Below are 23,971 nucleotides of genomic sequence, written 5' to 3' on the forward strand. Positions count from 1 at the left end.
AAAAAAGAGCCTTAGTGATGACTCTATCACGAAAAATAAACCGTGTCTAGTACACGGATATAATCAATCCGAGGGTGATAACCGCATGATAATAAAGATCCATGCTCTTCTATTTCTTCTTTCGTAATCGATTTTCGTCCACCAGTATTTTGACGTTTCCAAAATGCAATAATATGTTTTGCATCTAATAAATAAAGTTCATCAAAAAGTGTAAATTTAATAATAACAAATGCAATTCCATTATGAGCGATTACTTGCTTCATATGTTCAATTTGATGAAGGTGGAAGTTTTGAAGTGGAAAGCTGGTTTTATTTTTTGTCTCTTTCGCTTCAAAATCGATGTATTTCCCTTTATATACACCGTTGTAATCTGTTGTAGAAGGTTGTTTAAAATACGCTTCTTTTACCACTGCAGCACTTCGAGCGGGGTAATCTACTTTTACAATTTGAAGAGGTGTAGGTTTTTTATGTACGCATGCAATATTATGGGTTAAGTAATATTCATTCGTTTCATTCAATTCCTCTTCAAGGGACATACCTCTATTACTATAAGTATGTTTTTTAATTGGTGTTTTATGAGGTTGTGAAGCTTGATTGTACCGTTTTCCATTTGGGTAACGAATGGTCATAGTGTGTCCACTCCCAACTTGCTAAGAATTACTTACAAAGGTGATTATAACAAAAAAATGAAAAAAGATGTGACCTTTTTGAAGAAAGGTATGATGACTTGTTCATGTTTACATGGAATGATTATAGAGAAATTAAGCAATATCGTAAAAATATGGAATGTACAGAAGAAGAAAAAACAATCGTCTACAACATTAAGAGGGAAATAAAAATAGCTAATAGGGACAATATTTCTCGAACACAGTCTTATCAAGACTACTATGAAAGAAATAGTGAAGTTAGGTGGGCCTTTTTAGCGAGTATGGTCTCGAGAAATGCGGGATGGAATATGACTGATTTAAAAGGGAGGTATTATGCTACTATTTTACCTCAAACAGTAAAAAAACATTTGTTTTTGACGTATGAACAGGCGAATTGGATTATTTTTTTAGATGCTTTTCCGCAGCTATTGTTATACGAAGAAAGTAAGAGGAGGCAGGTACCACTATTCTATTTGTTACAATATTTCAACGTGTCAATTTTCATGGAAAAAGAATGGATATATTTTTGGGAGAAAAAAGATATAAATAGGCTCATGACAGCGCTTATTATAAATGAACAAAATAAAATTCAAAAACCAATTATTGAGAATGCATATTTTAAAAAACATGTATTTCATACAGCGCTTTTTAAATTGCAAGAAATGCTTCATGTGAGCGCCGTTATTTTTCCAACTATTGAAGGGAATATGTATGGTTTTTCAGTTTATCAATTTGAAACGTTACAAAAGCGTATAGAATTAGGAAAGAAATTAGGGGAGTTACTATTTCATCCGAATTATAAAAGTTTATTCCATAGGTTTGCATTACAAACTACACACACAGGATCCAGAGCAGATTATGAATGTTATGTAAGAGAAGCTAGAAAATCTTGTACACCAGCCCTTAGAGAGGTTTATCCTGTTGTTGTGCATGAGGAGATAAGTATGAGAGATTGGTTTTGTAGAGATAAGGAAATAAAGGAGCTGTTTTTGCCAGAAGAGTATAAGGGAGAAGTTGATATAACAGAATGGTATAAAAGAAAGAGGGAGCAAATTTATGCTGCTTCTATCGTAAATCGTTTTATTAAAAGGATAGATGAGTTCGTGATATAATAAAAAAGAAGTCCCGTCTTCATTTACGAAGACGGGACTTCTTAATGTGAAGTAATCCTGCCACGAGTGCTAAAAATTTAATCTCAAAACGTAATGAACATAAGAGATTAAGGATGTTTCAGAAATTAGCTTTTTGTAAAATCATTAAAGTTTCACTTTATGTAGCAGGGAAGTTTGGACCATCTAACTTTGGATTACCAGTTTCGGGTTTATTTTGTTTGCTTTGTTTTTTCTTTTTTTCATTTTTGTTCTTTGCCATTTTCATACACCTCCTTTTTGTATTGTTACCATTTCTATAAATGACATACAAAATGATTTCTTTGACGAATAACAACTAGTTTTGTCATGTAGGCAGGAGTGAGAAATCATTCGGCGAAATTACATGACAAAGGAAAAGCAAAGAAGGAGGCGTTTTGTATATGGCGATGGTTCAGAAGGAAGATGTAATGAAAACGATGGATCAAATGTTAAGTTCTCTCGATTTGCTGGAAATGAATATAGGGATTAGAATGAATCATGCATTGAAGGATAAGAGCGAAAAAATATGTAATAAGATAGAAATAACAGAAATGCATATTGAGCATATGGAAAATAAATTAGTGCATCACGAAGAAAAAGGGAATTGGGTGAAGGCATTTCAAAACGTCGTAGTGAGTGCATAATAAGGTGGGAATAAAATGGTGTATGAAGCGTTAATACAGTCTTCGGAAAAACTAATGCAGTATAATAATGAAGCAAATGTGAAAAAAAGAGAAATGGTTGAATACGATTTTTATAAGGATATGAAACCGTTTGTAGATATGGTAGATGAAGAATTAAAAGTGTGGAAAGAATTAGCTTATAAATGGATTAAGGAAGAAAAACCGAAGTATATACATGTACAGCAAATTGATCAAGTGTACGATAATTTACAAACAAATGTGCTGCAATGTTTTGTAAATAAAGGTAAGGGTAAGCGATTCTTTGAAACACATCAAGCTATTTCGTATACTTTGCAAAATATAATTGAGCAATGTAAGTAACAAGAGGGGAAACCCTCTTGTTTTTTTATGCTTCTGTCATTGTTGTCGGTTTTGTTGCACCGCTTATTTCTAATTCTTTTATTAATGTTCGGTAATCTGAAATGCATATTTTTCCTTCGAGATACCAATGTCTCGCAAAGTCTAACAATTCATTTACATTCTCTGTGTAATACCCCTTTTTTTGAGAAAACGCTTGTTTTAAATCCCCTAATACCATGTTGATTCCTCCCCCATGAGAATCTTCTTCTTCATTATCATAGCATGGAAGGGTTTTCTTTTTTAATTTTTTAAAAATTTAAACTTCCGACAAAAATAGACAGATACTCCGTCACACATATTATTTTGTAGGTACATATTATATATGTAGAAACTTATGAGAAGGAGGAGAGAATGCATGTTTCAACAACCTAACGCATATCAGCAAGCTAATCCATATCCCCAGCAAAATATGTACCAATATAATGCAGATACATATTTACGGTATAATATGTATCCTTTCGAACCTTATTATGGAAATCAAAATTATTATCAGCCATTTGAAGTGTCGTTTATGAATCAACAACAACAACAGCAGCAACAGCAGCAACCTTATATGAACCAACAACAGCAGCCGTATATGAATTCGCAATATTATATGCCGCCATCCCCTTATGGAAATCAACAAGCAATGTTTTATCCACCAAAACAACCGTATCCGACGCAGAATAAACAAAAACAACAACAACCGAGTCAGTTTTCTAGTTTTGTTTCCCAATTTAAAAACTCAGATGGTAACTATGATGTAAATAAAATGATGAATACTGCTGGACAAATGATGAATGCAATGAATCAAGTAACAGGTATTGTAAAGCAAGTTGGAGGTTTTTTTGGTAAGTAATTTTGGAGGGTTGTCTATAAAAAATATTGCATATGAATTGGGGACTAGACAAATTTCCTTGTAATAAATGGGTATATATAACAAACGGCTTTCCCTCTTTTCTCATAATGTAAAGTGTAATCAGATTTTCTTTAACGAGAGAGGAGAGAAAAACTATGCATCATTGTCATCCTTGCTTTGGAGGGCATAAGCCTGTAGGACCTATTTGTACAACTGCTCCTGTCGTTCATCCGACGAAACAGTGCGTAACACATTCTTTTTCAACAACGGTGGTGCCACACATTTTCCCGACGCATACAACACATGTACATCATCAGCAAATTAAAAACCAAAACTTCTTCCCACAAACAAACTCAAATGTAAATGTTGTAGACCCAGTTGATCCAGGATTTGGCGGCGGATGTGGACCGTGTGGCCACGGTCATCAAGTATCACCATTTGGACCAGGACCGAATGTATCACCATTTGGACCAGGACCGAATGTATCACCATTTGGACCAGGACCAAATGTATCACCATTTGGACCAAACAATGTATCACCAGTAGGTCCGAATATTGGACCAAACGTTGGTGGAATATTTAAAAAGTAAATGATATGTTAGAACTAGCGAAATGCTAGTTCTTTTTTTTGTCATTGGAGTGTTGATATGAAAATTATTGCTGTAACGGGATATAAGCCATTTGAACTTGGTATATTTAAAAATGATCATCCAGGGGTGGAATGTATAAAAAAGGCATTGCACCGAAAGTTAACTACTTTTGTAGAAGAAGGTTTGGAATGGGTCATAATAAGTGGGCAGTTAGGGGTCGAATTATGGGCTGCTGAAGTTGTTTTTGAAATTCAAGTAGAATATCCAGATTTAAAATTAGCGGTATTTACCCCGTTTTTAGAACAAGAAGAAAGCTGGAAGGAAGATAACCGTGAATATTACGAATTTATTCTCTCTCAAGCAGACCATATTGATAGTATTACGAAACGGAAGTACGAAAGCCCAGAGCAATTTAAATTAAAAAATCAATTTTTTATTGAAAAAAGTGATGCACTTTTAGCTGTATATGATGAAGAGAAACCAGGGAGTCCTAAATATATTGTAGAAGCAGCAAAGAAAAAAGGAGAAATAGAAAATTATCATAGTTATTTCATTCTTTTTTCCGATTTACAAGATATAATAGAAGAGGAACAGTGGAATAATGCTGAGTAATATGTAATATAGTACTCGTATATATGATTGACAAAAGGCATTGTTTCTGAAAAAATTTAGGTAATGAAAGTTTTGGCAAAAATTTGAGGTGAAGAAAATGATTTCGGATAAAATTAAATTAACAGCGAAAGATATTTTAGAAAAAGAATTTAAAACAGGCATGAGAGGCTATCAACAAGAAGAAGTAGACAAGTTTCTTGATATGATCATTAAAGACTATGAAGCTTTCCACAAGGAGTTTGAGCAATTAAAGCAACAAAATGCTCGTTTAAAGCGTGAATTAGAGGAACAAAAATTAGTAGCAACACAAGTGCCACAACAACCAGTTGTACAAACACCAGTTGCACAACCTGTATATAACAACACGAATACGGACATTTTAAAACGTCTATCTAATTTAGAAAAAGCTGTATTTGGAAGTAAGTTATACGAATAAATTCTAGTGGTAAAAAGGTTAAAGCATTTTACATAGAAAAAAACATTGCAAAATCTTTTTGTTTCCACTATACTAATGGATGTCATAACGTTTGGGTAATCGCTGCAACGCCAACGTTGTAGAGGAAAGTCCATGCTCGCACGGCCTGAGATGGCTGTAGTGTTCGTGCCTAGCCAATTCATAAGCTAGGGTATTCTGGCTGTAAGGCTGGTTTAACGGCAGGGAAAAAACCTAAGTCTTCGGATATGGTTTGACTACCTTTAAAGTGCCACAGTGACGAAGTCCTTGAAGAAATGATAGGAGTGGAACGAGGTAAACCCCACGAGCGAGAAACCCAAATAATGGTAGGGGAATCTTTTCCAAGGAAATGAACGATGGGAAAGGACAGGTTGTATAACCTGTAGATAGATGATTGCCACCGGAGTACGAGGCGTGGGCCGTTTGCAGTACAAAGGAACAGAACATGGCTTACAGAACGTTATGAACCAACTATGAAATAACTCAGCTCTCCTTTGTTAGAGGAGGGCTTTTTATTTGTATGAAGTTATAGTTTATGAGTTAAAATGGTTAATGAGAAAATTCTTTGTAAAATGTAATGATTAATAGGATAAATGGCTATTAATTATTGTTTGAATATACATAAGAGGTGAATGCAAATGGGAAAAGTTACTTTAATCGCAACAGCGGCAATGGGTATTGAAGCGTTAGTTGCCCGAGAAGTTCGTGATCTTGGTTATGAATGCCAAGTAGAAAACAGCAAAGTAACATTTGAAGCAGATGAAAAGGCGATTTGTCGCACGAACTTATGGTTACGTACTGCGGACCGTGTGAAAATTAAAGTTGGCGAATTCAAAGCGACAACATTTGATGAGCTGTTTGAGAAAACGAAAGCATTAAACTGGGGAGATTATATTCCAGAGAATGGAGAATTCCCTGTAATTGGTAAGTCTTTAAAATCTGAGTTGTTCAGTGTTTCAGATTGCCAACGTATCGTTAAAAAAGCTGTCGTTGAAAAATTAAAAACAACGTATAAACGTACAACTTGGTTTGAAGAAGATGGTCCGCTATTCCGCATTGAGATTGCAATGCTTAAGGATATTGCAACATTAACAATTGATGCAAGTGGTGTTGGGCTTCATAAACGTGGATACCGTATGGATCAAGGGGAAGCTCCATTAAAAGAAACATTAGCTGCGTCTTTAATTAAGTTAACAAACTGGAAGCCAGATCGTCCTTTCGTGGATCCTTTCTGTGGATCAGGTACAATTCCGATTGAAGCAGCATTAATTGGACAAAATATCGCACCAGGATTTAACCGTGGCTTTGCATCAGATGAGTGGGGCTGGGTAGGTAAACAAAACTGGCGTGAAGCTCGTCAAGAAGCTGAAGATTTGGCGAATTATGATCAACGACTGCAAATTATTGGATCAGATATCGATCATCGTATGATTCGAGTTGCTCAAGATAACGCAGAAGAAGTAGGCTTAGGTGATTTAATTACATTTAAACAAATGCAAGTAAAAGATTTCACGACAAAAGAGGATTATGGCTATGTTGTAACGAATCCTCCATACGGGGAACGTTTAAGTGAAAAAGCACTTGTTGAACAATTGTACAAAGAAATGGGACAAGTATTCCGTCCATTAGATACATGGTCAGCGTATGTATTAACAAGTTACGAAGCATTTGAGAAGTGTTATGGAAAAGATGCATCGAAGAAACGTAAACTATTTAACGGATTTATCCGTACAGATTACTATCAATACTTCGGAAAACGTCCACCGCGTAACTCATAGTATAAAACTCCTCCAGCGCGCATATACTGGCTATTATGTATTGCGTAAAGGAGGAACTGATATGGATAGTTTCCAATTATCAATGATTCAAAAAGCTATTCACCGTACGTATGACGAGCTCGGAAAAGAAGTGGATAGCCAAGGTGTGGTTGTAGATGAAATACAAAAAGCACAAGAAGAATATTTGTCAGCTCTTTCACATGAAACAGCGATTGATAAACGGTATTTAAAGTCATTAATATAGAAGAAAATTTTCCTTTTTCGAAAGGAAAATTTTTTTTCGTGTATTTCTATGTATGGCAACAGGGGAAAGTGACTGCATACATATGAGTAGCGGTTGCTATATCTTTTTATAGAAAAACTTTTTGGTTGGAGGCTAAGGATGTTTACTGAGAAGAGATTACCATTTGAAGTAGGAAAACAAGATAATTTTTATGATAAGTTGAATGAGTGGATTGGAGATGTGTTTTACGACATCCTTCCGGAAAAAGGCTTTGAAGAGCGTGATGAACAAATTTTTATGGCGTTTCAATTAGAGCGTGCTTTCCAAGAAAAGAAAGTAATGTTTGCAGAAGCAGGTGTAGGAACAGGGAAAACAATTGTATATCTTCTATATGCAATTTGCTATGCGCGTTATACTGGAAAGCCAGCTATTATCGCTTGTGCAGATGAAACGTTAATTGAGCAGCTTGTGAAAGAAGAAGGAGACATTGCGAAATTATCTGAAGCGTTAGGCTTATCAGTAGATGTAAGACTTGCGAAATCAATGGATAATTATTTATGTTTACGTAAGCTTGAAGATGTTATGAGTGGACGAGCTCCAGAAGTAATTGAAGACGTATATTATGAATTACCGCAATTCGTATTCGATCACGGTACGATGCAAAACTTTACTCACTACGGTGACCGAAAAGAATTTCCACTATTAAATGACGAAGAATGGTCAAAAGTAAATTGGGATTACTTCCAAGATTGCTTCACTTGTGATTCTCGTCATCGTTGCGGTCAAACTCTTTCACGTGAACATTATCGTAAAGCAGCAGATTTAATTATTTGTTCTCAAGATTTCTATATGGATCATATTTGGACGTACGATGCTCGTAAGCGTGAAGGACAAATTCCATTATTACCAGAAAGTAGTTGCGTTGTATTCGATGAAGGACATCTTGTAGAATATGCAGCTCAAAAAGCTTTAACATATCGTTTAAAGCAAACGATGATGGAGCAGCTTTTAACGAGATTATTACAAAATGATATTCGTGAAGAGTTTGCACATTTAGTAGAAGAAACTATTTGGCAAACAGAGCGATTCTTTGATGTGTTACAAGAAAATAAAAAGGAAATTGCCGGTTCGGATCGTTTGGAAATTACTGTGACAGAAAAAGTAACAGCTGAAGCAAAACGACTTTATGCGAAAATTGGTGAAGTCGGTGATGCATTAGTATTTGAAAGTGAAATGCATACAGTAAATACGTATGATTTAAATATCGTTGATGAACATTTAGATGTGTTAGAACATTCACTTCGTCTGTTCATGCACGAGAAAAATGTAATTACATGGGGTGAAGAAGGTGATGGAGCCTTCACGTTAGTGATTATGCCACGTGCAGTTGAAGAAGTGTTACAAGAGAAAGTATTCTCGAAGAAAATCCCGTATATCTTCTCGTCTGCTACATTATCTAATAACGATTCATTCGCGTTTACAGCAAATAGCTTAGGGGTAAAAGATTACTTATCATTCTCAGTTGCCTCACCATTTGATTATGAAGAGCAAATGGCAGTAAACTTACTATCGCATACGAAAGAAAATGAATGGGAAAGAAAGTGTCAATATACACTTGAAAATATACAAAAAACAAATGGACGTACACTTGTATTATTCCGTACAACACAAGAGCTTGCAGCGTTTAAAGAATATGTAAGTAAAGAACAAATGTCAGTTCCGTTCCTATATGAAGGGGACCAAGAAATTAGTCAGCTCGTTTCTCGTTTCCAAAATGAAGAAGAGACTGTACTTTGTGCCGTTCATTTATGGGAAGGTTTAGATATTCCTGGTTCATCATTATCTCATGTTATCATTTGGTCATTACCATTCCCTCCAAACGACCCTGTGTTTGAAGCGAAGCGTAAACATGTTAATGATCCGTTCTGGGATGTAGATGTACCATATATGATTTTACGTCTTCGTCAAGGAATTGGCCGTTTAATTCGTACGAGCGACGATAAAGGTGCTATTTCAATCTTCTTATCTGATACAGAAGATGAGAAAGTGGTAGAAGCGGTGAAAAACGTGCTACCGGTAGAAGGAAAAGAATTATAAGGAGAAAGCTTGGCGCTTGCCAAGCTTTTTTTCTATTATAAAAGGAATTTAGATTTTCATGTCGAATTAAGTTTGAGGTAGAAAAGGGAGGTTTTTATACGATGACAGTAGCTACATATGAAGTAGAAAAACAATTTTTAACATATGTGAAGAAGATACAAAATTACGGAGAAGCATTAAGTTTAATGTTTTGGGACTTAAGAACAGGTGCGCCTAAAAAAGGTGTGGACCAGCGTTCAGAAGTAATTGGTATGCTTTCATCAGAAGTGTTTGCTATGTCGACTTCAGATGAGATGGGAAATTATTTAACAGAGCTTGAAGCTTTAATAAGTGAAGACAAACTTTCTGAAACGACGAAGAAAATGGTTGAAGAGTGTCGTAAAGAATATGATAGAAATAAAAAAATTCCACAAGCGGAATATGAAGCGTATGTAAAATTAGAAGCGAAAGCGGAAAGTGTGTGGGAAGAAGCCCGCGAAAAATCTGATTTCGAAATGTTCCGTCCTTATTTAGAACAAATAGTTGAATTTAAAAAGAAGTTCATTACATATTGGGGTTACGAAACATACAAATATAATACATTGTTAGATATGTATGAGCCGGGTATTACAGTAGAAGTGTTAGATCATGTATTTGGTCAACTTCGTGAGCGTATCGTTCCGCTCGTAAAAGAAATAGCGGAGTCACAAAAGAGATTAAAGACAAGTGCTTTATCAGAACATTTTTCAAAAGAAAAACAAAAGAATTTTACATTAGAACTATTAAAGCAGCTGAATTATGACTTTGAAGCAGGTCGTCTTGATGAAACGGTGCATCCATTTGAGATTACATTAAATAGAGGGGATGTTCGTATTACGACACGCTATGACGAAAAAGATTTCCGTATGGCTGTGTTTGGAACAATTCATGAATGTGGTCATGCTGTATATGAACAAAATATTGCAGAGAAATTTGAAGGTACACCGCTATGTAGTGGAACATCTATGGGTATTCATGAGTCACAATCATTATTCTTTGAGAACTTTATCGGTCGTAATAAATCATTCTGGAAGAAAAATTATGATTTATTAAAAGAGTATAGCGATGGTCAATTCAATGATATATCAGTAGATGAGTTTTATGATGCGATTAACGAATCAAAGCCGTCGTTTATTCGTATAGAAGCAGATGAGCTTACATATCCGCTTCACGTCATGGTTCGTTATGAACTTGAGAAAGAATTATTTGATGGTACATTACAAGTGAAGGATTTGCCAGCGGCTTGGAACGATAAGATGGAAGCATATTTAGGAATTCGTCCGGCTAACGATGCACAAGGCGTATTACAAGATGTTCACTGGGCTGGTGGTTCATTTGGATACTTCCCATCTTATGCGCTTGGTTATATGTATGCAGCACAGTTTAAGCAAAGAATGGTAAAAGACATTCCGAACTTTGATGCATTATTAGAAGAAGGAAACGTAACACCAATTCGTGAATGGTTAACAGAAAACATTCATCAATACGGTAAAACGAAAAAGCCGCTTGAAATTTTAGAAGATGTAACAGGCGAAGGATTAAATGCGAATTACTTAGCAGATTATTTAGAAGCAAAGTATAAAGAAATTTATGAGTTATAAAAAAGAGCTGCTTACTTGCAGCTCTTTTTTTTAGGGGGATAGAAGAATGGTTTATACATATACAGTAATGAAGCAAGAAGAAGCAGAAGAAATTGCATACAACTGGTACTATGAAGGGAAATATTCCTTTTACGATATAGAGGCAGATGAAGAAGATTTAGCTGAATTTTTACATGATGAGAGTAGAGGGGATCATACATTTTCTGTAAAGGAAAATGGCATTCTCATTGGTTATTTTACTGTTTGTAAAATAAATGATGGAACGGTTGATATAGGTCTTGGAATGAAACCTGATATAACTGGAAATGGATTTGGTTTACAGTTCGTAAATGCTGGACTAGCTTTTAGTAAAGAAAAATACGGATGCAATTATATAACGTTATCAGTAGCGACATTTAATAAAAGAGCTATTAAAGTATATAAAAGGGCAGGATTTGAAGCAGTTGGAACGTTTATACAGAAGACGAATGGTAGCTGTTTTGAGTTTTTGAAAATGAATTATATATGTGAAAAATAACAAAAAACAGAAGAGGGTTCTTCTGTTTTTTAGTTTAATGTTTTTTAGTTTAATGTTTTTTAGCAACTTCATTAATTTTCAGTTGCTAGCATGTGTACAGCTGCTTCATGCATGTTTTTCAAACCTGATACTTGAGCGTATTCAGCAACAGTGATACTACTTGTTGCTAGAAGTTCGATAATATGTTCATCCATTCTTGACCATGTTTTACCGCCGGCGTTGTCATAAGAGCTAATTAATTTTGTTAGTCCATCTTTTCCGAAGAGTAGATAATGCGATGTGAAATCTATAGATACATCAGCTATTCCTACTTCTGTCCAATCGATTAAACCAGTTACATTATTTTTATTATCAACCAGGATATGACCTGGATGTATATCCCCGTGCGTTACTCCTACGTGAGATGGCCAAAAAGAGTCTTCAGCTAGCCATGCCTGCCAACGATCCCATAAGTTTTGATTGATATGGTATTGTTCCTTCACTCGATTCATCCTTTGTTTCATAGAAGTTCTTAATTCATTAGCAGTTAGAATTTCAACACCTGTATTATTAAATTTTTGCTGAGGTAATGTGTGTAAATTCGCTAGAACTTTTCCTAATGAAATATAGTATTCGGTTGGTACATTCTTTTCGTTAAATTTCCATACATAACCTTGTTGTTCTATATCGATAGTAGCGGCAGGAATGCCATTTAGTTGTTTATAAGCAATTAGTTCTTCAGAAAATATAGACCAATCAGGAACTTGGAATTCTGCATGTTTTTTCATAATTTCTAACGCTTCTTTTTCTCGTAGGGCATGTCTCATAGATTCTGGTCTACGAGGAATTCTTAGTATCCATTTATCCCCGTTTTGTTCTGTAACGTGTGCTACTTGAAAGTCAACGCCAGATTCATTAATTTCTATTGAATCTTCTAAGATATTTAGGCCTTCTTTATTTGCTAATTGTTTAACTTTAAGTGTATTCATTTTTGTTTCCTCCAAATGTTTATTCTGATTTTAATGCTTTCACACGTTTTCTGTTACTAATCATTCTAAATACATCAATATGATTAAAGAAATGTAATCATAAAAAAACCACAGACGGGCTTCTGTCTGTGGTTAAGAGTAAACGAGGATATAATGAAAAAACGTCTCTTTTTGTATCAAAAAAATATACGAAAAAAAGACAGATGTATATCTGCCTTTCTTCATATGGAAAGTGTATTCTTCCGTTGAAGATTATTAAAAATGTGCAGACTAATCCCGTTTACTCTGCTTTATGAAAACAGAGCCTTTGAACATATTAAGTTACTTATTGTTCAAAGTTTGCTGACGTAGTCTTCCTGCATGCATCATCTTTAACAATCCTCCTTTTAATAGTATAGTGTTACTATACTTTGTTTATAAGTAAACATCAACAAAAAATACTAGATGTACTATGTAAAAACGAATTAAATAAAAATTTACATTCGGAAAATAGAAGAAATGATGTTAGCTTTTATAATTGGAAGTTTTGGAAGAGGATTTGTATTAGTAGCAAATAGTAAGTTTAGCAAGGAAGGTAGAGGTAAGCATGGTTACAATTAAAACGACAAATGAAATAGATTTGATGCACGAATCCGGGAAGTTACTTGCTTCATGTCATAGGGAAATTGCAAAAATGATGAAACCAGGTATTACGACAAAAGAAATTAATACGTTTGTTGAAGCATATTTAGAAAAGCACGGTGCAATATCTCAGCAGAAAGGATATAACGGGTATCCATATGCGATATGTGCATCTATAAACGATGAAATGTGTCATGGGTTTCCGGTGGATGTACCTTTAACTGAGGGCGATATTGTAACAATTGACATGGTAGTAAACTTAAATGGTGGTCTTTCAGATTCTGCTTGGACGTATAGAGTTGGAAATGTTTCAGAAGAAGCAGAAAGGTTATTGTTAGTAGCTGAGAATGCATTGTATAAAGGAATTGATCAGGCGGTAATCGGTAATCATGTTGGAGATATTGGCTATGCAATTGAAAGTTACGTAGCAAATGAAGGCTTTTCTGTCGCAAGAGACTTTACGGGACATGGAATCGGTAAGGAGATTCATGAAGAACCAGCAATTTTTCATTTTGGGAAACAAGGACAAGGGCCTGAGCTGCAAGAAGGAATGGTAATTACAATTGAGCCAATTGTAAATGTAGGTATGCGATATTCGAAAGTAGATTTAAATGGATGGGCTGCAAGAACGATGGACGGGAAATTATCAGCGCAATATGAGCATACAATTGCCATTACAAAAGATGGGCCAATCGTTTTAACGACGCTTTGAAATAATATGTAAGAGTTTACAAAACTCGAACGAAAATGATGTTTTGATAAAATTTGTACGTGTTTTGTTAATAAATACTTTTCAAAGTATAAAAAGTGCGTTATAATCCATCTATAAAATAAATAGTTAGCTACACTCATATAATCGCGGGGATATGGCCTGCAAGTTTCTACCGAAGTACCGTAAATACTTTGACTATGAGTGAGGACGAATATATTTGCTTGTTTAGCATTCTTTTTTGCGAAACTCCAAAAGCGCGTCTCTCACTTGTAACGAGTGGTGGCGGCTTTTGGAGTTTTTTTATTGCATAAGAGGGGGAACAAACATGAAATTATTACAAGAAAAGATTTTGAACGAAGGAAAGGTTTTATCTGGTGACGTATTAAAGGTAGATGCTTTTTTAAACCATCAAATTGACCCAGTACTTATGCAAGAAATCGGAAAAGAATTTGCTAAACGTTTTAAAGAAGAGAACATTACAAAAATCGTGACGATTGAATCTTCAGGCATTGCACCAGCGGTTATGGCTGCATTAGAACTTGGTGTAAAAGTAATCTTTGCAAGAAAACGTAAATCGTTAACGTTACAAGATAATATGTATGTTGCAAACGTATATTCATTTACGAAACAAGAAACGAATGAAATTTCATTATCCCGAAATCATATCGATGAAAATGATCGCGTGTTAATTATCGATGACTTTTTAGCAAACGGTCAGGCTGCTTTAGGTTTAATGAGTTTAGTAGAGCAAGCGGGAGCAAGTATTGCAGGTATTGGGATTGTTATTGAAAAAGCATTTCAAGATGGAGGAAAGAAGCTTCGTGAACAAGGAGTTCGTGTTGAGTCACTAGCGGAAATTGCATCACTTGATAATAACGCAGTTACATTTGTACAGCAAGAAACTGCGGAGGTGAAATAAACGATGAAGCAACATCCATTTAAAATCGCATCGCTCGGTATGCAGCATATGCTCGCTATGTATGCTGGTGCAATTATCGTTCCGCTTATTGTGGGCGGTGGACTTGGTTTAAATCAAAAAGAATTAACATACTTAGTCTCAATTGATTTATTAATGTGCGGCGTTGCGACAATTTTACAAGCACTATCAAATCGCTTTTTCGGTATTGGACTTCCAGTTGTGCTTGGTTGTACATTTACAGCGGTTGGGCCGATGATTGCAATTGGGAAACAATACGGCGTGTCTTCTATTTACGGAGCAATTATTGCCGCCGGGTTATTCGTTGTTATCTTTGCGAAATTATTTGGAAAGCTTGTAAAGCTGTTTCCACCTGTTGTAACGGGATCTGTCGTTACTGTAATTGGAGTTACACTTGTTCCAGCAGCGATTAATGATATGGCTGGAGGAGTAGGAAGTAAAGATTTCGGTAGTCTTGAAAATTTAGCATTAGCATTTGGTGTGTTACTATTTATCATCATTATGTATCGTTTCTTTGACGGGTTTATTCGTTCAATCTCTATTTTACTAGGTCTATTGTTCGGTACAATCGTTGCAGCATTTATGGGAAAAGTAAGCTTGCAAGCAGTTGGAGAAGCGGATTGGTTCCATGGTATTCAGCCATTTTATTTCGGTACACCAACGTTCGAATTGACGCCAATTATTACGATGATTTTAGTTGCTTGCGTAGGCATTGTAGAAGCAACAGGTGTTTACTTTGCATTATCTGATATTTGCAATAAAAAGATCGGTGAAAAAGAATTAACAAAAGGGTATCGCGCAGAAGGATTAGCAATGGTGTTAGGTGGTATTTTCAACGCGTTCCCATATACAACATACTCTCAAAACGTAGGACTTGTTCAATTAACTGGAGTAAGAAATCGCGTTATTATTTATACTTGTGGTGGTATGTTAATCGTTCTTGGGTTCATTCCAAAAATCGCAGCTATTACTACAATCATTCCGAAATCAGTACTTGGTGGTGCAATGTTAGCGATGTTCGGTATGGTTATGGCATATGGTATTAAAATGTTAAGTAGCGTTGATTTTGGTAAACAAGAAAATTTATTAATCGTTGCATGCTCTGTCGGAATTGGACTTGGAGTTACAGTCGTTCCTACTTTATTCTCACAACTTCCTGAAAATATTCGTATTTTAACAGATAACGGAATTGTACTTGGAAGTGCGTCAGCAGTACTTTTAAATATCGTATTCAATATGGTGCCGCAGCGTAAAGTGAAAGTAAAAGAAGAGCCAGTTGCTATGCAAAGTGCGGTAAGAGAAGCATAAAAAAGCAAGGTCTCGTTATGAGACCTTGCTTTTCTTTTTAAGTGGCATCATTTTTCCATACGTACCAAGGCGCCAAATGTATTCAAGTGGCCCGAATTGGTAGCGTGACAGCCACCAGCGGCTAATAAAGATTTGTAATGTGTAGAAACCGATGCAAAATAGTGGTCCTACCCACAATGGAGCAGGATAATAATTTTTGAGTAATAGTCCGAATACAAGTAATGTAACAATTGTATGCGAGATGTAGTTTGTTAACGCCATTCGGCCAACGTATTGGAATGGGCGTAATAATGTTTGCCATCTTTCTTTTTGTAATAAACGCATGAGCGTGAAAATGTAGAATATGAATAATGTTTTGCCGCTAAACATTGCAAGTCCTTGCATATAAAGTGGTTCATATGACGATGTTGATAAGAAATAACGAACCATAAAGAACCAAAACGGTAATGTTAAAACGAACATAATGATTTGCCATTTTTTTAGTTTTGGATCTAACTCTTTCGTGCGACGGAAAATGTCTTTTTTACCAGCGTATAAACCGAGTAAAAATAATCCGAGTGTTTCTGGCAGCATTGAAATATTTAGCCCTATCCCATTAGCATAAAATGCATGGAAACGATTTTGTATTTGTGACATCCAGTCTTCAAGTGGCATGATTGGTAAGGATAACCCGAGTTCCTCCTTTGGCATAAAGGCAATACCAATACTAGCAATTAGCATAATAAATTGAAAAATACTTAATAAAACGATTGCCCATATTAAAATGGTACGAGGTTCTCTCTTATAAAATAAAAATAAGAAGAATCCAGCGATTGCATAACTATGTAAAATGTCTCCGTCCCATAAAAGAACGTAATGTAAGAAACCGAATAATAATAAAATAAGTAAGCGACGAACAAATAAAGTTTTTGGTCGATCTGTTTTCGCTTCAGCACGAGTCATAAAAATATAAAAGCCTAGTCCGAATAAAAACGAAAAGATTGTATAAAACTTTGTTTGAATAAACATATCGTAAAATAGACGGATATAGCTATCTAGCCCTTCATAAACTCCTGAAAGATCACGTGAGTCAATCCCAGCGATAACAGGCCAGTTAACAAGAAAAATACCTAGTACAGCTATTCCTCTAATAATATCGATGGAATGTATCCTCTCGCCTTGTGAAATGTTTTGTGTCATTATTTTCCTCCTTGTTAAGTAATTCCCTTTTATTATACAAAATGTAAGGTGGAGGGTATATAGGTAATTTCCAATTTTTAAAACTGTTAAGATGTGTATTATGAGATATAATAAGAGTGCACAACAAGTTTTAACCTTCTTCAAAACAGGCAGTGAAGCTCCTTCTTATAAGGGGCTTTCTTTATGAAAAGTGTTGATAATGATTATCTTTAATGATAAAATGTATTCAAAAGTGATAATCATTATCAAAAAAAGGTTGGTGCATCAGCATGGTATATGCATTAGTAGCAGGTACAGTAGCTGTATATGCAGTTATTGCAAAGTATGTTTTAAATGGAGTAGGAACAGCAAAATGAGTGATATGACATAAAATCCCTTTCATTTGTAAAAAGAATGAAAGGGATTTTTTATTTTTAATGAGAATATGCTGAAAATTTAGTATGATAGTAAAGTGAAACTGTAATCAATGGATAGGTGTAACTCTCACTGATTACGAGCTCGCAAATTGCGGGGAAAAGTATATACATCTTGGATAAAGGGGAACAAGGGGATGACAAACATAGTACAGACAAACGGTATGAAAAAACTTGTTTGTTTTTATGAAGAGTGGCAAAAACACGGCGATGCAGAGAATAGTGTAAAGTTGTTTGAGGTGATTCAAAAGTATAAACAAGAGCAACTTATGATTGCGTTCTGCGGTCACTTCTCGGCAGGAAAATCAACGATGATGAATCATCTATATAAAGCGCAGTTATTACCGACAAGTCCAATTCCGACAAGCGCTAACGTTGTCAAAATTGAAAAAGGAATGGATCGTGTAGTTGTAACAGTTAAATCTGGAGAGCAGTACGAGTATGACGGTGCATATTCAGCTGAAGAATTAAAACAAATTTGTAAAGATGGTGATGAGGTAATTGGTGTTCACATTTATCGGAATGATGCGCCAATTCCTGAAGGAGTTATGTTAGTTGATACACCAGGGATTGATTCAACAGATGATGCCCATCAACTAGCGACAGAATCAACGCTGCATCTAGCAGACGTAATTTTTTATATGATGGATTATAATCACGTCCAATCGGAAGTGAATTTGCAATTTGTTAAAGAATTGAAACAACGTAATAAAACGGTTTATCTCGTTGTAAATCAAATAGATAAACATAAAGAAAACGAATTATCGTTTGAAAATTATAAAGGTAGTGTAAAACAATCGTTTTCTAATTGGGATATTGAAGTAGATGGAGTGTATTATACGTCATTACGAATGATGAACCATCCACATAATGAAATTGGAAGCTTAGAAACGTTAATTACTTCTATTATGAAAGAAAAAGAGCAGTATGTAAGAGATGGAATGGAGAGAGAAACAGAATATTTAATGGGGGAACATTTCTCGTTTATTCTTTCTGAAAATGAAAAAGCTCTTTTGAAATATGAGGAAGAGTTAGCATCACCGCTTTCCATTTCAGAGATAGTTGAAAAGAAAGAAGAGCTAACGGAAACGAAACATCGCGAGGCTAGTAAAGAGTCTCATGTGAGAAACGAATTTATAAAAGGCTTACAAGCTATATTAGATAACGCGTATTTAATGCCATTTGAAATGAGAGAGTTGGCAAATGCGTATTTAGAAACGAAATTAACAAAATTTAAGGTTGGTTTGCTATTTGCGAAAGGAAAGACGGAGCAAGAAAAACAGAGACGTTTAGATACTTTTTATTCTGCTTTGCAAAAGACTGTTGAAACGCAACTTGATTTTCATGTAAAAGAGTTTATTGTTGCCTTCTTAAAAGAAGAAGGATTGTTTACAGAGGAACTTGGGAAAGACATATATGCTTTAGAGATTGCTTTTAGGCCAGAAATGTTGGCTGAAGTTATTAAACAAGGGGCAGGTTTCACAGGTGATTACTTACTTCTTTATACAGCGGATGTAGCGAATGAACTGAAGAAACGTTATTTTACAAAAGCACAGCAAATTTTTGATAAAAGTGCAGTTGTTTTAAAGCAAAAGGTGAAGGAAGCAGTTGCTCGCATTGAAGAAGAGATTGAAAAATATACGATGTTGCAAACGGCAAAAGAAACGAAATTGCAATACAGTAACAATTTGGAGACATATGAAAGCTATTTACAAAATGTTTGGCATGAGCGTGTTGCTACACCAGAAGGATTGCAAATAGAGGAGATATTACAAAGTAAAAAACAAATTGTTAGTGAGAAATTTACATTACAAGCGCAGGAAATTGTAAATGATAACGTAGCAGCTCGTGAAGAAGAGATAAAAGGAACGGCAGCTTTAAATATTCAGCGTATATTAGAGAAAGTGAAGAAAGCTGAAACGATATTAGAGCCGTTGCCAGCGCTGAAACATGTACAGCAAGAAGTAATAGAAAAAAGGCGTCGTGTGGAAACGAAACAATTTACAGTAGCGTTATTCGGAGCTTTTAGCGCTGGGAAATCATCATTTGCTAATGCATTGCTTGGTGAGAAGGTACTTCCTGTGTCACCAAATCCGACGACGGCAACAATTAATCAAATTTTGCCGGTTACAGAAGAAAAACCACACGGAACAGTAATAGTTCAATTTAAATCAAAGCAAGCTTTATTAGAAGATATGAAAGCTGTATATAAGCTATTTCATTATGAGATTACTACGTTAGATGAAGCGTTAGCACAAATTGATAAAGTTATGAAATATCCTTCACCAACTGGGAAGCAAAAAACAACATTTAGCTTTTTACGAGCGGTACAAAAAGGGTATGATACAGTTTCTGCTCATTTAGGGGAGCAAGTACAAGTTACATTAGAAGAGTTTTCTGATTATGTAGCGAATGAAGAAAAATCGTGTTTTGTTGAGTACATGGAGCTTTATTATGATTGTGCATTAACAAGGCAAGGCGTAGCGCTTGTAGACACGCCAGGAGCGGATTCTATTAACGCCCGTCATACGGACGTTGCGTTCCAATATATTAAAAATGCAGATGCTATTTTATTTGTAACGTATTATAATCATGTGTTCTCCCGTGCTGACCGTGAATTTTTAATCCAGCTTGGTCGTGTAAAGGATACTTTCGCTCTTGATAAAATGTTCTTCTTAATTAATGCGGCCGATTTAGCAGAGTCTGAAGAAGAACTTGAAATGGTAAAAGGGTATATTGCAGACCAGCTACTGCAATACGGTATTAGGAATCCGCGTTTATTTGCGATTTCAAGTTTATGTGCGCTTGAAGAGAAACAAGGAAAACATATTGAAAAAGAGAAATACGGTATTTTACAAAACTCTGGGGTTGCTAAGTTCGAGGAATCATTTACATCCTTTATGATGAGAGATTTAATGCTCGTATCTGTTCATGCTTTATATGGTGCGTTGCAAGGAGCGGATCAGCTTTTAGTAAATATGATAAATGGTGCAAAGCAGGGGAATGAGGAGAAAGAGAAGCAAACGAAAAAATATGAAGCAGAGCGTGATCAACTACTTCATATTATTTCATCATATAGTGTGCTTGCTGAAGAGCAAGCGATGCAAAATGAAGTGAAAGAATTGCTTTATTACGTACAACAGCGTCTATTCCTACGCTATAACGATGTGTTTACTGAATTTATTAATCCAGCATCGCTTCGAACGGACGGAAATGTGAAAGTGCAGTTGCAACAGTGCGTTATGGAATTAGTCGCATTTATTCAGCATGATTTATTACAAGAAATGCGTGCGACATCATTACGCCTTGAAAAATGGATAGATGAAGCGATGAAGCGTGCAAAGAATGAAATTGTGGTGAACTGTAAAGTAGAAAATGAATCAATCTCTATGAGTGGAACAGTGGATTATGAGTATAAAGATATCACACATAAAGAACCGTTCCCTTCAGTGAAAATCAAAGATTTCAAAAAAGCGCTGACACATTTTAAAAATGAAAAAAGCTTTTTTGAAAAGAACGATAAAGCTTTCATGCAAGAAGAGGCTAAACTTGTATTAGAGCCTTTCGTATCAAACTATGTAGCTGATGAAAAAGATTTATTTGTTCATCATTATAAACAAGAATGGGATATGAAATGGAATGTATTCCAAACAGTGATGCAGCAAGATGTGATGAATTATTATGAAAGTATATTATTTGCATTGGCTGAAACGATTGATGTATCACTATATGAACAAAGTAAAGAACAATTGCAAAAGCAGTTAGTGGAGATTGAAAAAGAAATTTATGTGATCTAGTCGTTATGAGAAAAAGATTCGTTCAATTTTCTTTTGCAGTACTGTATCTAAAGATTTGACAAACCCAGCAAATTCATCGGTAGAAATCATATGAGTAAGAACGAGCCGTCTGCCGTCTGGTGTTTCACCGCATAAGACGAATGAAGAAAATTCATATGTTTTGTTTTCTACTACTAATTTTGGATAGGAATACGTGTCGCTTTTCTTCTTCTTTCCATCAATAGAGATGACGTTGCACTTTTTCTCATTGTTGTCCATGGTGAATCCCTCCTTTCTATTATTTATGGTAGACAAGGAGGGATTAGAACAATAGAAAAGAGGGAAATTTTTATGCCTGTTGTAATAGAACTTATTTCGAAAGAAGCTATACCGAAACCTTTATTATTGCTTGCTGATCCAAGTGAGGAGCAAATTGATGCATATGTACAAAGAGGATTAACATATGTAGCTAAGCAAGAGGAGAGAGTTATCGGTGCGTACGTTCTTTTGGAAACAAGACCGAAGACGATGGAAATTATGAATATTGCGGTTGTAGAGCATTTGCAAGGAAAAGGGATTGGAAAGAAGCTATTAAGTCATGCTATAGAAACTGCTAAAGGATATGGTATGTCAAAACTTGAAGTTGGTACAGGTAATTCTAGTGTTTCACAACTTGCTTTATATCAAAAATGTGGATTTCGTATTTTTTCTATTGATTTTGATTACTTTTCGAAGCATTATGAAGAAGAGATTATTGAAAATGGGATTGTATGCCGTGATATGATTCGGCTTGCAATGGAATTGAATTAGAACATATAACTTATTTAGGGGGAAGAGAAGATGGAAGTACATAAAGCAATTACAGCACATTCTCGTAAACAAAATGAAAGTGTAAAAGCATGTTTACAATTAGATGCGCAGCGTGAAGCAGCTATTGAAGCAGCCGTATCTCTTGCGTCAAATGGGAAAGAATTTTCGGTTGATGTCATTAATGTTGTAACAAAGCAAATTAATGATCTTGCAAAAAATGGTGTTACCTTGCAGCGTAAATATGTTACAGAAGAAATGGTTATGGAGTATGTAAGTCGTTTGCAAGAGAAAGAAGGTCGTTAAAGATGATTGTTACAGTCGAATGGCTACGTGAGCATATAGAAGATGAGAACGTCCGTATAATCGATTGTCGGTTTGATTTAGCGAATCCTAATTGGGGTAGAGAAAAGTATGAGGAAGAACATATCCCTCATGCGTTATATTTTGATTTAAATTTAGATCTATCAAGTCCTGTAACAGAACACGGTGGTCGCCATCCGTTGCCAAATATTGAGGAGTTTGCAGACAAGCTTTCACGAGCTAGTATTGATGAACATACGACAGTAATTGCGTATGACAGTCAAGCTGGCGCAAATGCTTCTCGTTTATGGTGGTTACTCCGTTATGTAGGACATGAGAAAGTATATATATTAGACGGCGGATTTCCTGCTTGGAAAGAGAATGGACTACCGATAACAACGGAAATTCCTGTTGCTAAACGAAAAGCATTCAGAGCAAATGTACAAGATCATATGCTTGTAACGATGGAAACGGTCAAAGAGAATATTCATGCAGGTGCAGATGTTACGTTAATTGATTCTAGAGAGCCAAAACGTTATGCTGGTGTAGAGGAACTTGTTGATTCAAAAGCAGGACATATTCCAACAGCAGTAAACCATTTTTGGAAGGATGGAATACTGCAATCAGGACAATTTAAGAATGAAGCTCAGCAACAAGAACGATTCCAAAATCTTGCGAAAGATAAGGAAACAATAGTGTATTGTGGTTCTGGTGTGACAGCATGTCCAAACATCCTTGCATTGAAATTAGCTGGATTCCAAAATGTGAAATTGTATGCAGGTAGCTGGAGTGATTGGATTTCCTATCCAGAAAATCAAATTGCAAAAGAAGAAGATTAATCACTTGCATGCAAAAAAAATTTGTATTAAAATAAGGTCACAAGCAAGAGATTGCTCGAAAAACTTTGTATTTTACACATTGGAAACAATGTGATAATATAACGACAAGTAAATAATACATCCTGCGGTGTACGTAACTTATTTATGTCTAAAACCGATGTTAGTTATACGGAAGCTCAATATTTAGCGACCATCATCAAGCCTTCCTTGTGGAGGAAGATGTACGGTAACTGTGAGGGCATCCACCTGCGAGTAGCGGGTTTTTGGACATTTACGAGGAGCGGCACGTGCGGGGGTCTTATTTCAACTAACATTATATAAAATTCCTACGGTGTACGTAGCTTATGTATGTCTTAAACCAATAAGTTTAATATGGAAGTTCAATATTTAAATGTAGCTAACATGCCATCTTTTTAAGAAGGAAGTTACAAACATTTGTGAGAGCATCCACCTGTGAGAGCAGGTTTATGGACATCTAGAGAGAACGGCATATGTGGGGCTATATAAAAACCTTACGTTTTATACGTAAGGTTTTTTTGTTGCATACATATATCCATTTT

General features: G+C 35.4%; 25 protein-coding genes, 3 other RNA genes and 1 riboswitch. Of the genes, 22 read left to right on the forward strand and 6 right to left on the reverse strand.

Features of this window, described 5'->3' with window-relative positions:
* Positions 1 to 26: 26 nt before the first annotated feature.
* On the reverse strand, positions 27 to 629 hold the full coding sequence (recU, locus tag VF726_RS02175; protein ID WP_270606207.1) for a Holliday junction resolvase RecU: 603 nt from the start codon (positions 627 to 629) through the stop codon (positions 27 to 29).
* A gap of 104 nt (positions 630 to 733) precedes the next feature.
* Between recU and VF726_RS02180 the strand changes: the two genes are divergently transcribed.
* Positions 734 to 1,759, forward strand: coding sequence for a DUF2515 domain-containing protein (locus VF726_RS02180; RefSeq protein WP_440165506.1), 1,026 nt, complete (start codon positions 734 to 736; stop codon positions 1,757 to 1,759).
* A 157-nt stretch (positions 1,760 to 1,916) separates the two neighbouring features.
* Here the strand turns inward: VF726_RS02180 and VF726_RS02185 are convergent, their stop codons facing one another.
* On the reverse strand, positions 1,917 to 2,093 hold the full coding sequence (locus VF726_RS02185; RefSeq protein ID WP_440165508.1) for a phage portal protein: 177 nt from the start codon (positions 2,091 to 2,093) through the stop codon (positions 1,917 to 1,919).
* Between the two features lie 85 nt (positions 2,094 to 2,178).
* Here VF726_RS02185 and VF726_RS02190 point away from each other — a divergent pair, with 85 nt between their 5' ends.
* The gene (locus VF726_RS02190) at positions 2,179 to 2,421 is read left to right on the forward strand and encodes a hypothetical protein (RefSeq protein ID WP_001252039.1); all 243 of its coding nucleotides are present in this window, start codon (positions 2,179 to 2,181) and stop codon (positions 2,419 to 2,421) included.
* Between the two features lie 15 nt (positions 2,422 to 2,436).
* Positions 2,437 to 2,781 carry a YppE family protein gene (locus tag VF726_RS02195; protein WP_048527087.1) on the forward strand — a complete coding sequence of 115 codons (345 nt, stop codon included), beginning with the start codon at positions 2,437 to 2,439 and terminating at the stop codon, positions 2,779 to 2,781.
* Between the two features lie 25 nt (positions 2,782 to 2,806).
* Here the strand turns inward: VF726_RS02195 and VF726_RS02200 are convergent, their stop codons facing one another.
* A complete protein-coding gene (locus tag VF726_RS02200) occupies positions 2,807 to 2,998 on the reverse strand; it encodes a YppF family protein (RefSeq protein ID WP_048527089.1) in 192 nt (63 codons plus the stop codon).
* 177 nt (positions 2,999 to 3,175) lie between these two features.
* On the opposite strand from VF726_RS02200, the gene VF726_RS02205 reads away from it, so the two are divergent.
* The 10 genes from VF726_RS02205 (at position 3,176) to VF726_RS02250 (ending at position 11,548) form a co-directional block, all read left to right on the forward strand.
* Positions 3,176 to 3,658, forward strand: a complete 483-nt coding sequence (locus VF726_RS02205) for a YppG family protein (protein ID WP_440165511.1) — start codon at positions 3,176 to 3,178, stop codon at positions 3,656 to 3,658.
* A gap of 155 nt (positions 3,659 to 3,813) precedes the next feature.
* Positions 3,814 to 4,248, forward strand: coding sequence for a CotD family spore coat protein (locus tag VF726_RS02210; protein ID WP_440165513.1), 435 nt, complete (start codon positions 3,814 to 3,816; stop codon positions 4,246 to 4,248).
* Between the two features lie 57 nt (positions 4,249 to 4,305).
* Positions 4,306 to 4,860 (forward strand): DUF1273 domain-containing protein, encoded by a 555-nt coding sequence (locus VF726_RS02215; RefSeq protein WP_440165515.1) that lies wholly within the window; start codon positions 4,306 to 4,308, stop codon positions 4,858 to 4,860.
* A gap of 97 nt (positions 4,861 to 4,957) precedes the next feature.
* Complete coding sequence (gene gpsB, locus VF726_RS02220; RefSeq protein WP_000622433.1) at positions 4,958 to 5,296, forward strand: cell division regulator GpsB; 339 nt, start codon at positions 4,958 to 4,960, stop codon at positions 5,294 to 5,296.
* A gap of 87 nt (positions 5,297 to 5,383) precedes the next feature.
* Positions 5,384 to 5,772, forward strand: an RNA gene (gene rnpB, locus VF726_RS02225) — RNase P RNA component class B.
* 180 nt (positions 5,773 to 5,952) lie between these two features.
* The gene (locus VF726_RS02230) at positions 5,953 to 7,092 is read left to right on the forward strand and encodes a THUMP domain-containing class I SAM-dependent RNA methyltransferase (RefSeq protein WP_000521224.1); all 1,140 of its coding nucleotides are present in this window, start codon (positions 5,953 to 5,955) and stop codon (positions 7,090 to 7,092) included.
* A 61-nt stretch (positions 7,093 to 7,153) separates the two neighbouring features.
* Positions 7,154 to 7,336: a DUF3921 domain-containing protein gene (locus VF726_RS02235; protein WP_166702199.1), complete on the forward strand. Its 183-nt coding sequence runs from the start codon at positions 7,154 to 7,156 to the stop codon at positions 7,334 to 7,336.
* 138 nt (positions 7,337 to 7,474) lie between these two features.
* Positions 7,475 to 9,412, forward strand: coding sequence for an ATP-dependent DNA helicase (locus tag VF726_RS02240; RefSeq protein ID WP_000493699.1), 1,938 nt, complete (start codon positions 7,475 to 7,477; stop codon positions 9,410 to 9,412).
* Between the two features lie 101 nt (positions 9,413 to 9,513).
* The gene (ypwA, locus tag VF726_RS02245; RefSeq protein ID WP_440165519.1) at positions 9,514 to 11,031 is read left to right on the forward strand and encodes a carboxypeptidase; all 1,518 of its coding nucleotides are present in this window, start codon (positions 9,514 to 9,516) and stop codon (positions 11,029 to 11,031) included.
* 46 nt (positions 11,032 to 11,077) lie between these two features.
* Positions 11,078 to 11,548 (forward strand): GNAT family N-acetyltransferase, encoded by a 471-nt coding sequence (locus VF726_RS02250; protein WP_440165521.1) that lies wholly within the window; start codon positions 11,078 to 11,080, stop codon positions 11,546 to 11,548.
* 71 nt (positions 11,549 to 11,619) lie between these two features.
* On the opposite strand, the gene mphL is transcribed toward VF726_RS02250, so the two are convergent.
* Positions 11,620 to 12,516, reverse strand: a complete 897-nt coding sequence (mphL, locus tag VF726_RS02255) for a macrolide 2'-phosphotransferase MphL (RefSeq protein WP_440165523.1) — start codon at positions 12,514 to 12,516, stop codon at positions 11,620 to 11,622.
* A gap of 586 nt (positions 12,517 to 13,102) precedes the next feature.
* Here mphL and VF726_RS02260 point away from each other — a divergent pair.
* The 3 genes from VF726_RS02260 (at position 13,103) to pbuX (ending at position 16,094) form a co-directional block, all read left to right on the forward strand.
* On the forward strand, positions 13,103 to 13,849 hold the full coding sequence (locus tag VF726_RS02260) for a type I methionyl aminopeptidase (RefSeq protein ID WP_440165525.1): 747 nt from the start codon (positions 13,103 to 13,105) through the stop codon (positions 13,847 to 13,849).
* A 116-nt stretch (positions 13,850 to 13,965) separates the two neighbouring features.
* Positions 13,966 to 14,067: riboswitch (purine riboswitch) on the forward strand.
* A gap of 107 nt (positions 14,068 to 14,174) precedes the next feature.
* On the forward strand, positions 14,175 to 14,768 hold the full coding sequence (locus VF726_RS02265; protein ID WP_270705631.1) for a xanthine phosphoribosyltransferase: 594 nt from the start codon (positions 14,175 to 14,177) through the stop codon (positions 14,766 to 14,768).
* A gap of 3 nt (positions 14,769 to 14,771) precedes the next feature.
* On the forward strand, positions 14,772 to 16,094 hold the full coding sequence (gene pbuX / locus VF726_RS02270) for a xanthine permease PbuX (protein ID WP_087958159.1): 1,323 nt from the start codon (positions 14,772 to 14,774) through the stop codon (positions 16,092 to 16,094).
* 15 nt (positions 16,095 to 16,109) lie between these two features.
* Here the strand turns inward: pbuX and VF726_RS02275 are convergent, their stop codons facing one another.
* On the reverse strand, positions 16,110 to 17,273 hold the full coding sequence (locus tag VF726_RS02275) for a DUF418 domain-containing protein (RefSeq protein ID WP_440165528.1): 1,164 nt from the start codon (positions 17,271 to 17,273) through the stop codon (positions 16,110 to 16,112).
* Positions 17,274 to 17,823: 550 nt separating this feature from the next.
* On the opposite strand from VF726_RS02275, the gene VF726_RS02280 reads away from it, so the two are divergent.
* Positions 17,824 to 21,483 (forward strand): dynamin family protein, encoded by a 3,660-nt coding sequence (locus VF726_RS02280; RefSeq protein ID WP_440165530.1) that lies wholly within the window; start codon positions 17,824 to 17,826, stop codon positions 21,481 to 21,483.
* A 3-nt stretch (positions 21,484 to 21,486) separates the two neighbouring features.
* Here VF726_RS02280 and VF726_RS02285 read toward each other — a convergent pair whose 3' ends face one another.
* Complete coding sequence (locus VF726_RS02285) at positions 21,487 to 21,741, reverse strand: DUF3931 domain-containing protein (RefSeq protein WP_000369740.1); 255 nt, start codon at positions 21,739 to 21,741, stop codon at positions 21,487 to 21,489.
* A gap of 72 nt (positions 21,742 to 21,813) precedes the next feature.
* Here VF726_RS02285 and VF726_RS02290 point away from each other — a divergent pair, with 72 nt between their 5' ends.
* From VF726_RS02290 to ssrS (VF726_RS02310), 5 genes are all read left to right on the forward strand, one after another.
* Positions 21,814 to 22,272 (forward strand): GNAT family N-acetyltransferase, encoded by a 459-nt coding sequence (locus tag VF726_RS02290; RefSeq protein ID WP_270705623.1) that lies wholly within the window; start codon positions 21,814 to 21,816, stop codon positions 22,270 to 22,272.
* Between the two features lie 30 nt (positions 22,273 to 22,302).
* Positions 22,303 to 22,575 carry a YpbS family protein gene (locus VF726_RS02295; RefSeq protein WP_000451820.1) on the forward strand — a complete coding sequence of 91 codons (273 nt, stop codon included), beginning with the start codon at positions 22,303 to 22,305 and terminating at the stop codon, positions 22,573 to 22,575.
* Positions 22,576 to 22,577: 2 nt separating this feature from the next.
* A complete protein-coding gene (locus VF726_RS02300) occupies positions 22,578 to 23,411 on the forward strand; it encodes a sulfurtransferase (protein ID WP_440165534.1) in 834 nt (277 codons plus the stop codon).
* 116 nt (positions 23,412 to 23,527) lie between these two features.
* Positions 23,528 to 23,710: non-coding RNA, 6S RNA (gene ssrS, locus VF726_RS02305), on the forward strand.
* Positions 23,711 to 23,731: 21 nt separating this feature from the next.
* A non-coding RNA gene (gene ssrS, locus VF726_RS02310) (6S RNA) lies at positions 23,732 to 23,915 on the forward strand.
* Positions 23,916 to 23,971: the final 56 nt, after the last annotated feature.

It is taken from the genome of Bacillus sp. Brlt_9 (assembly GCF_051948935.1).
Lineage (GTDB): Bacteria > Bacillota > Bacilli > Bacillales > Bacillaceae_G > Bacillus_A.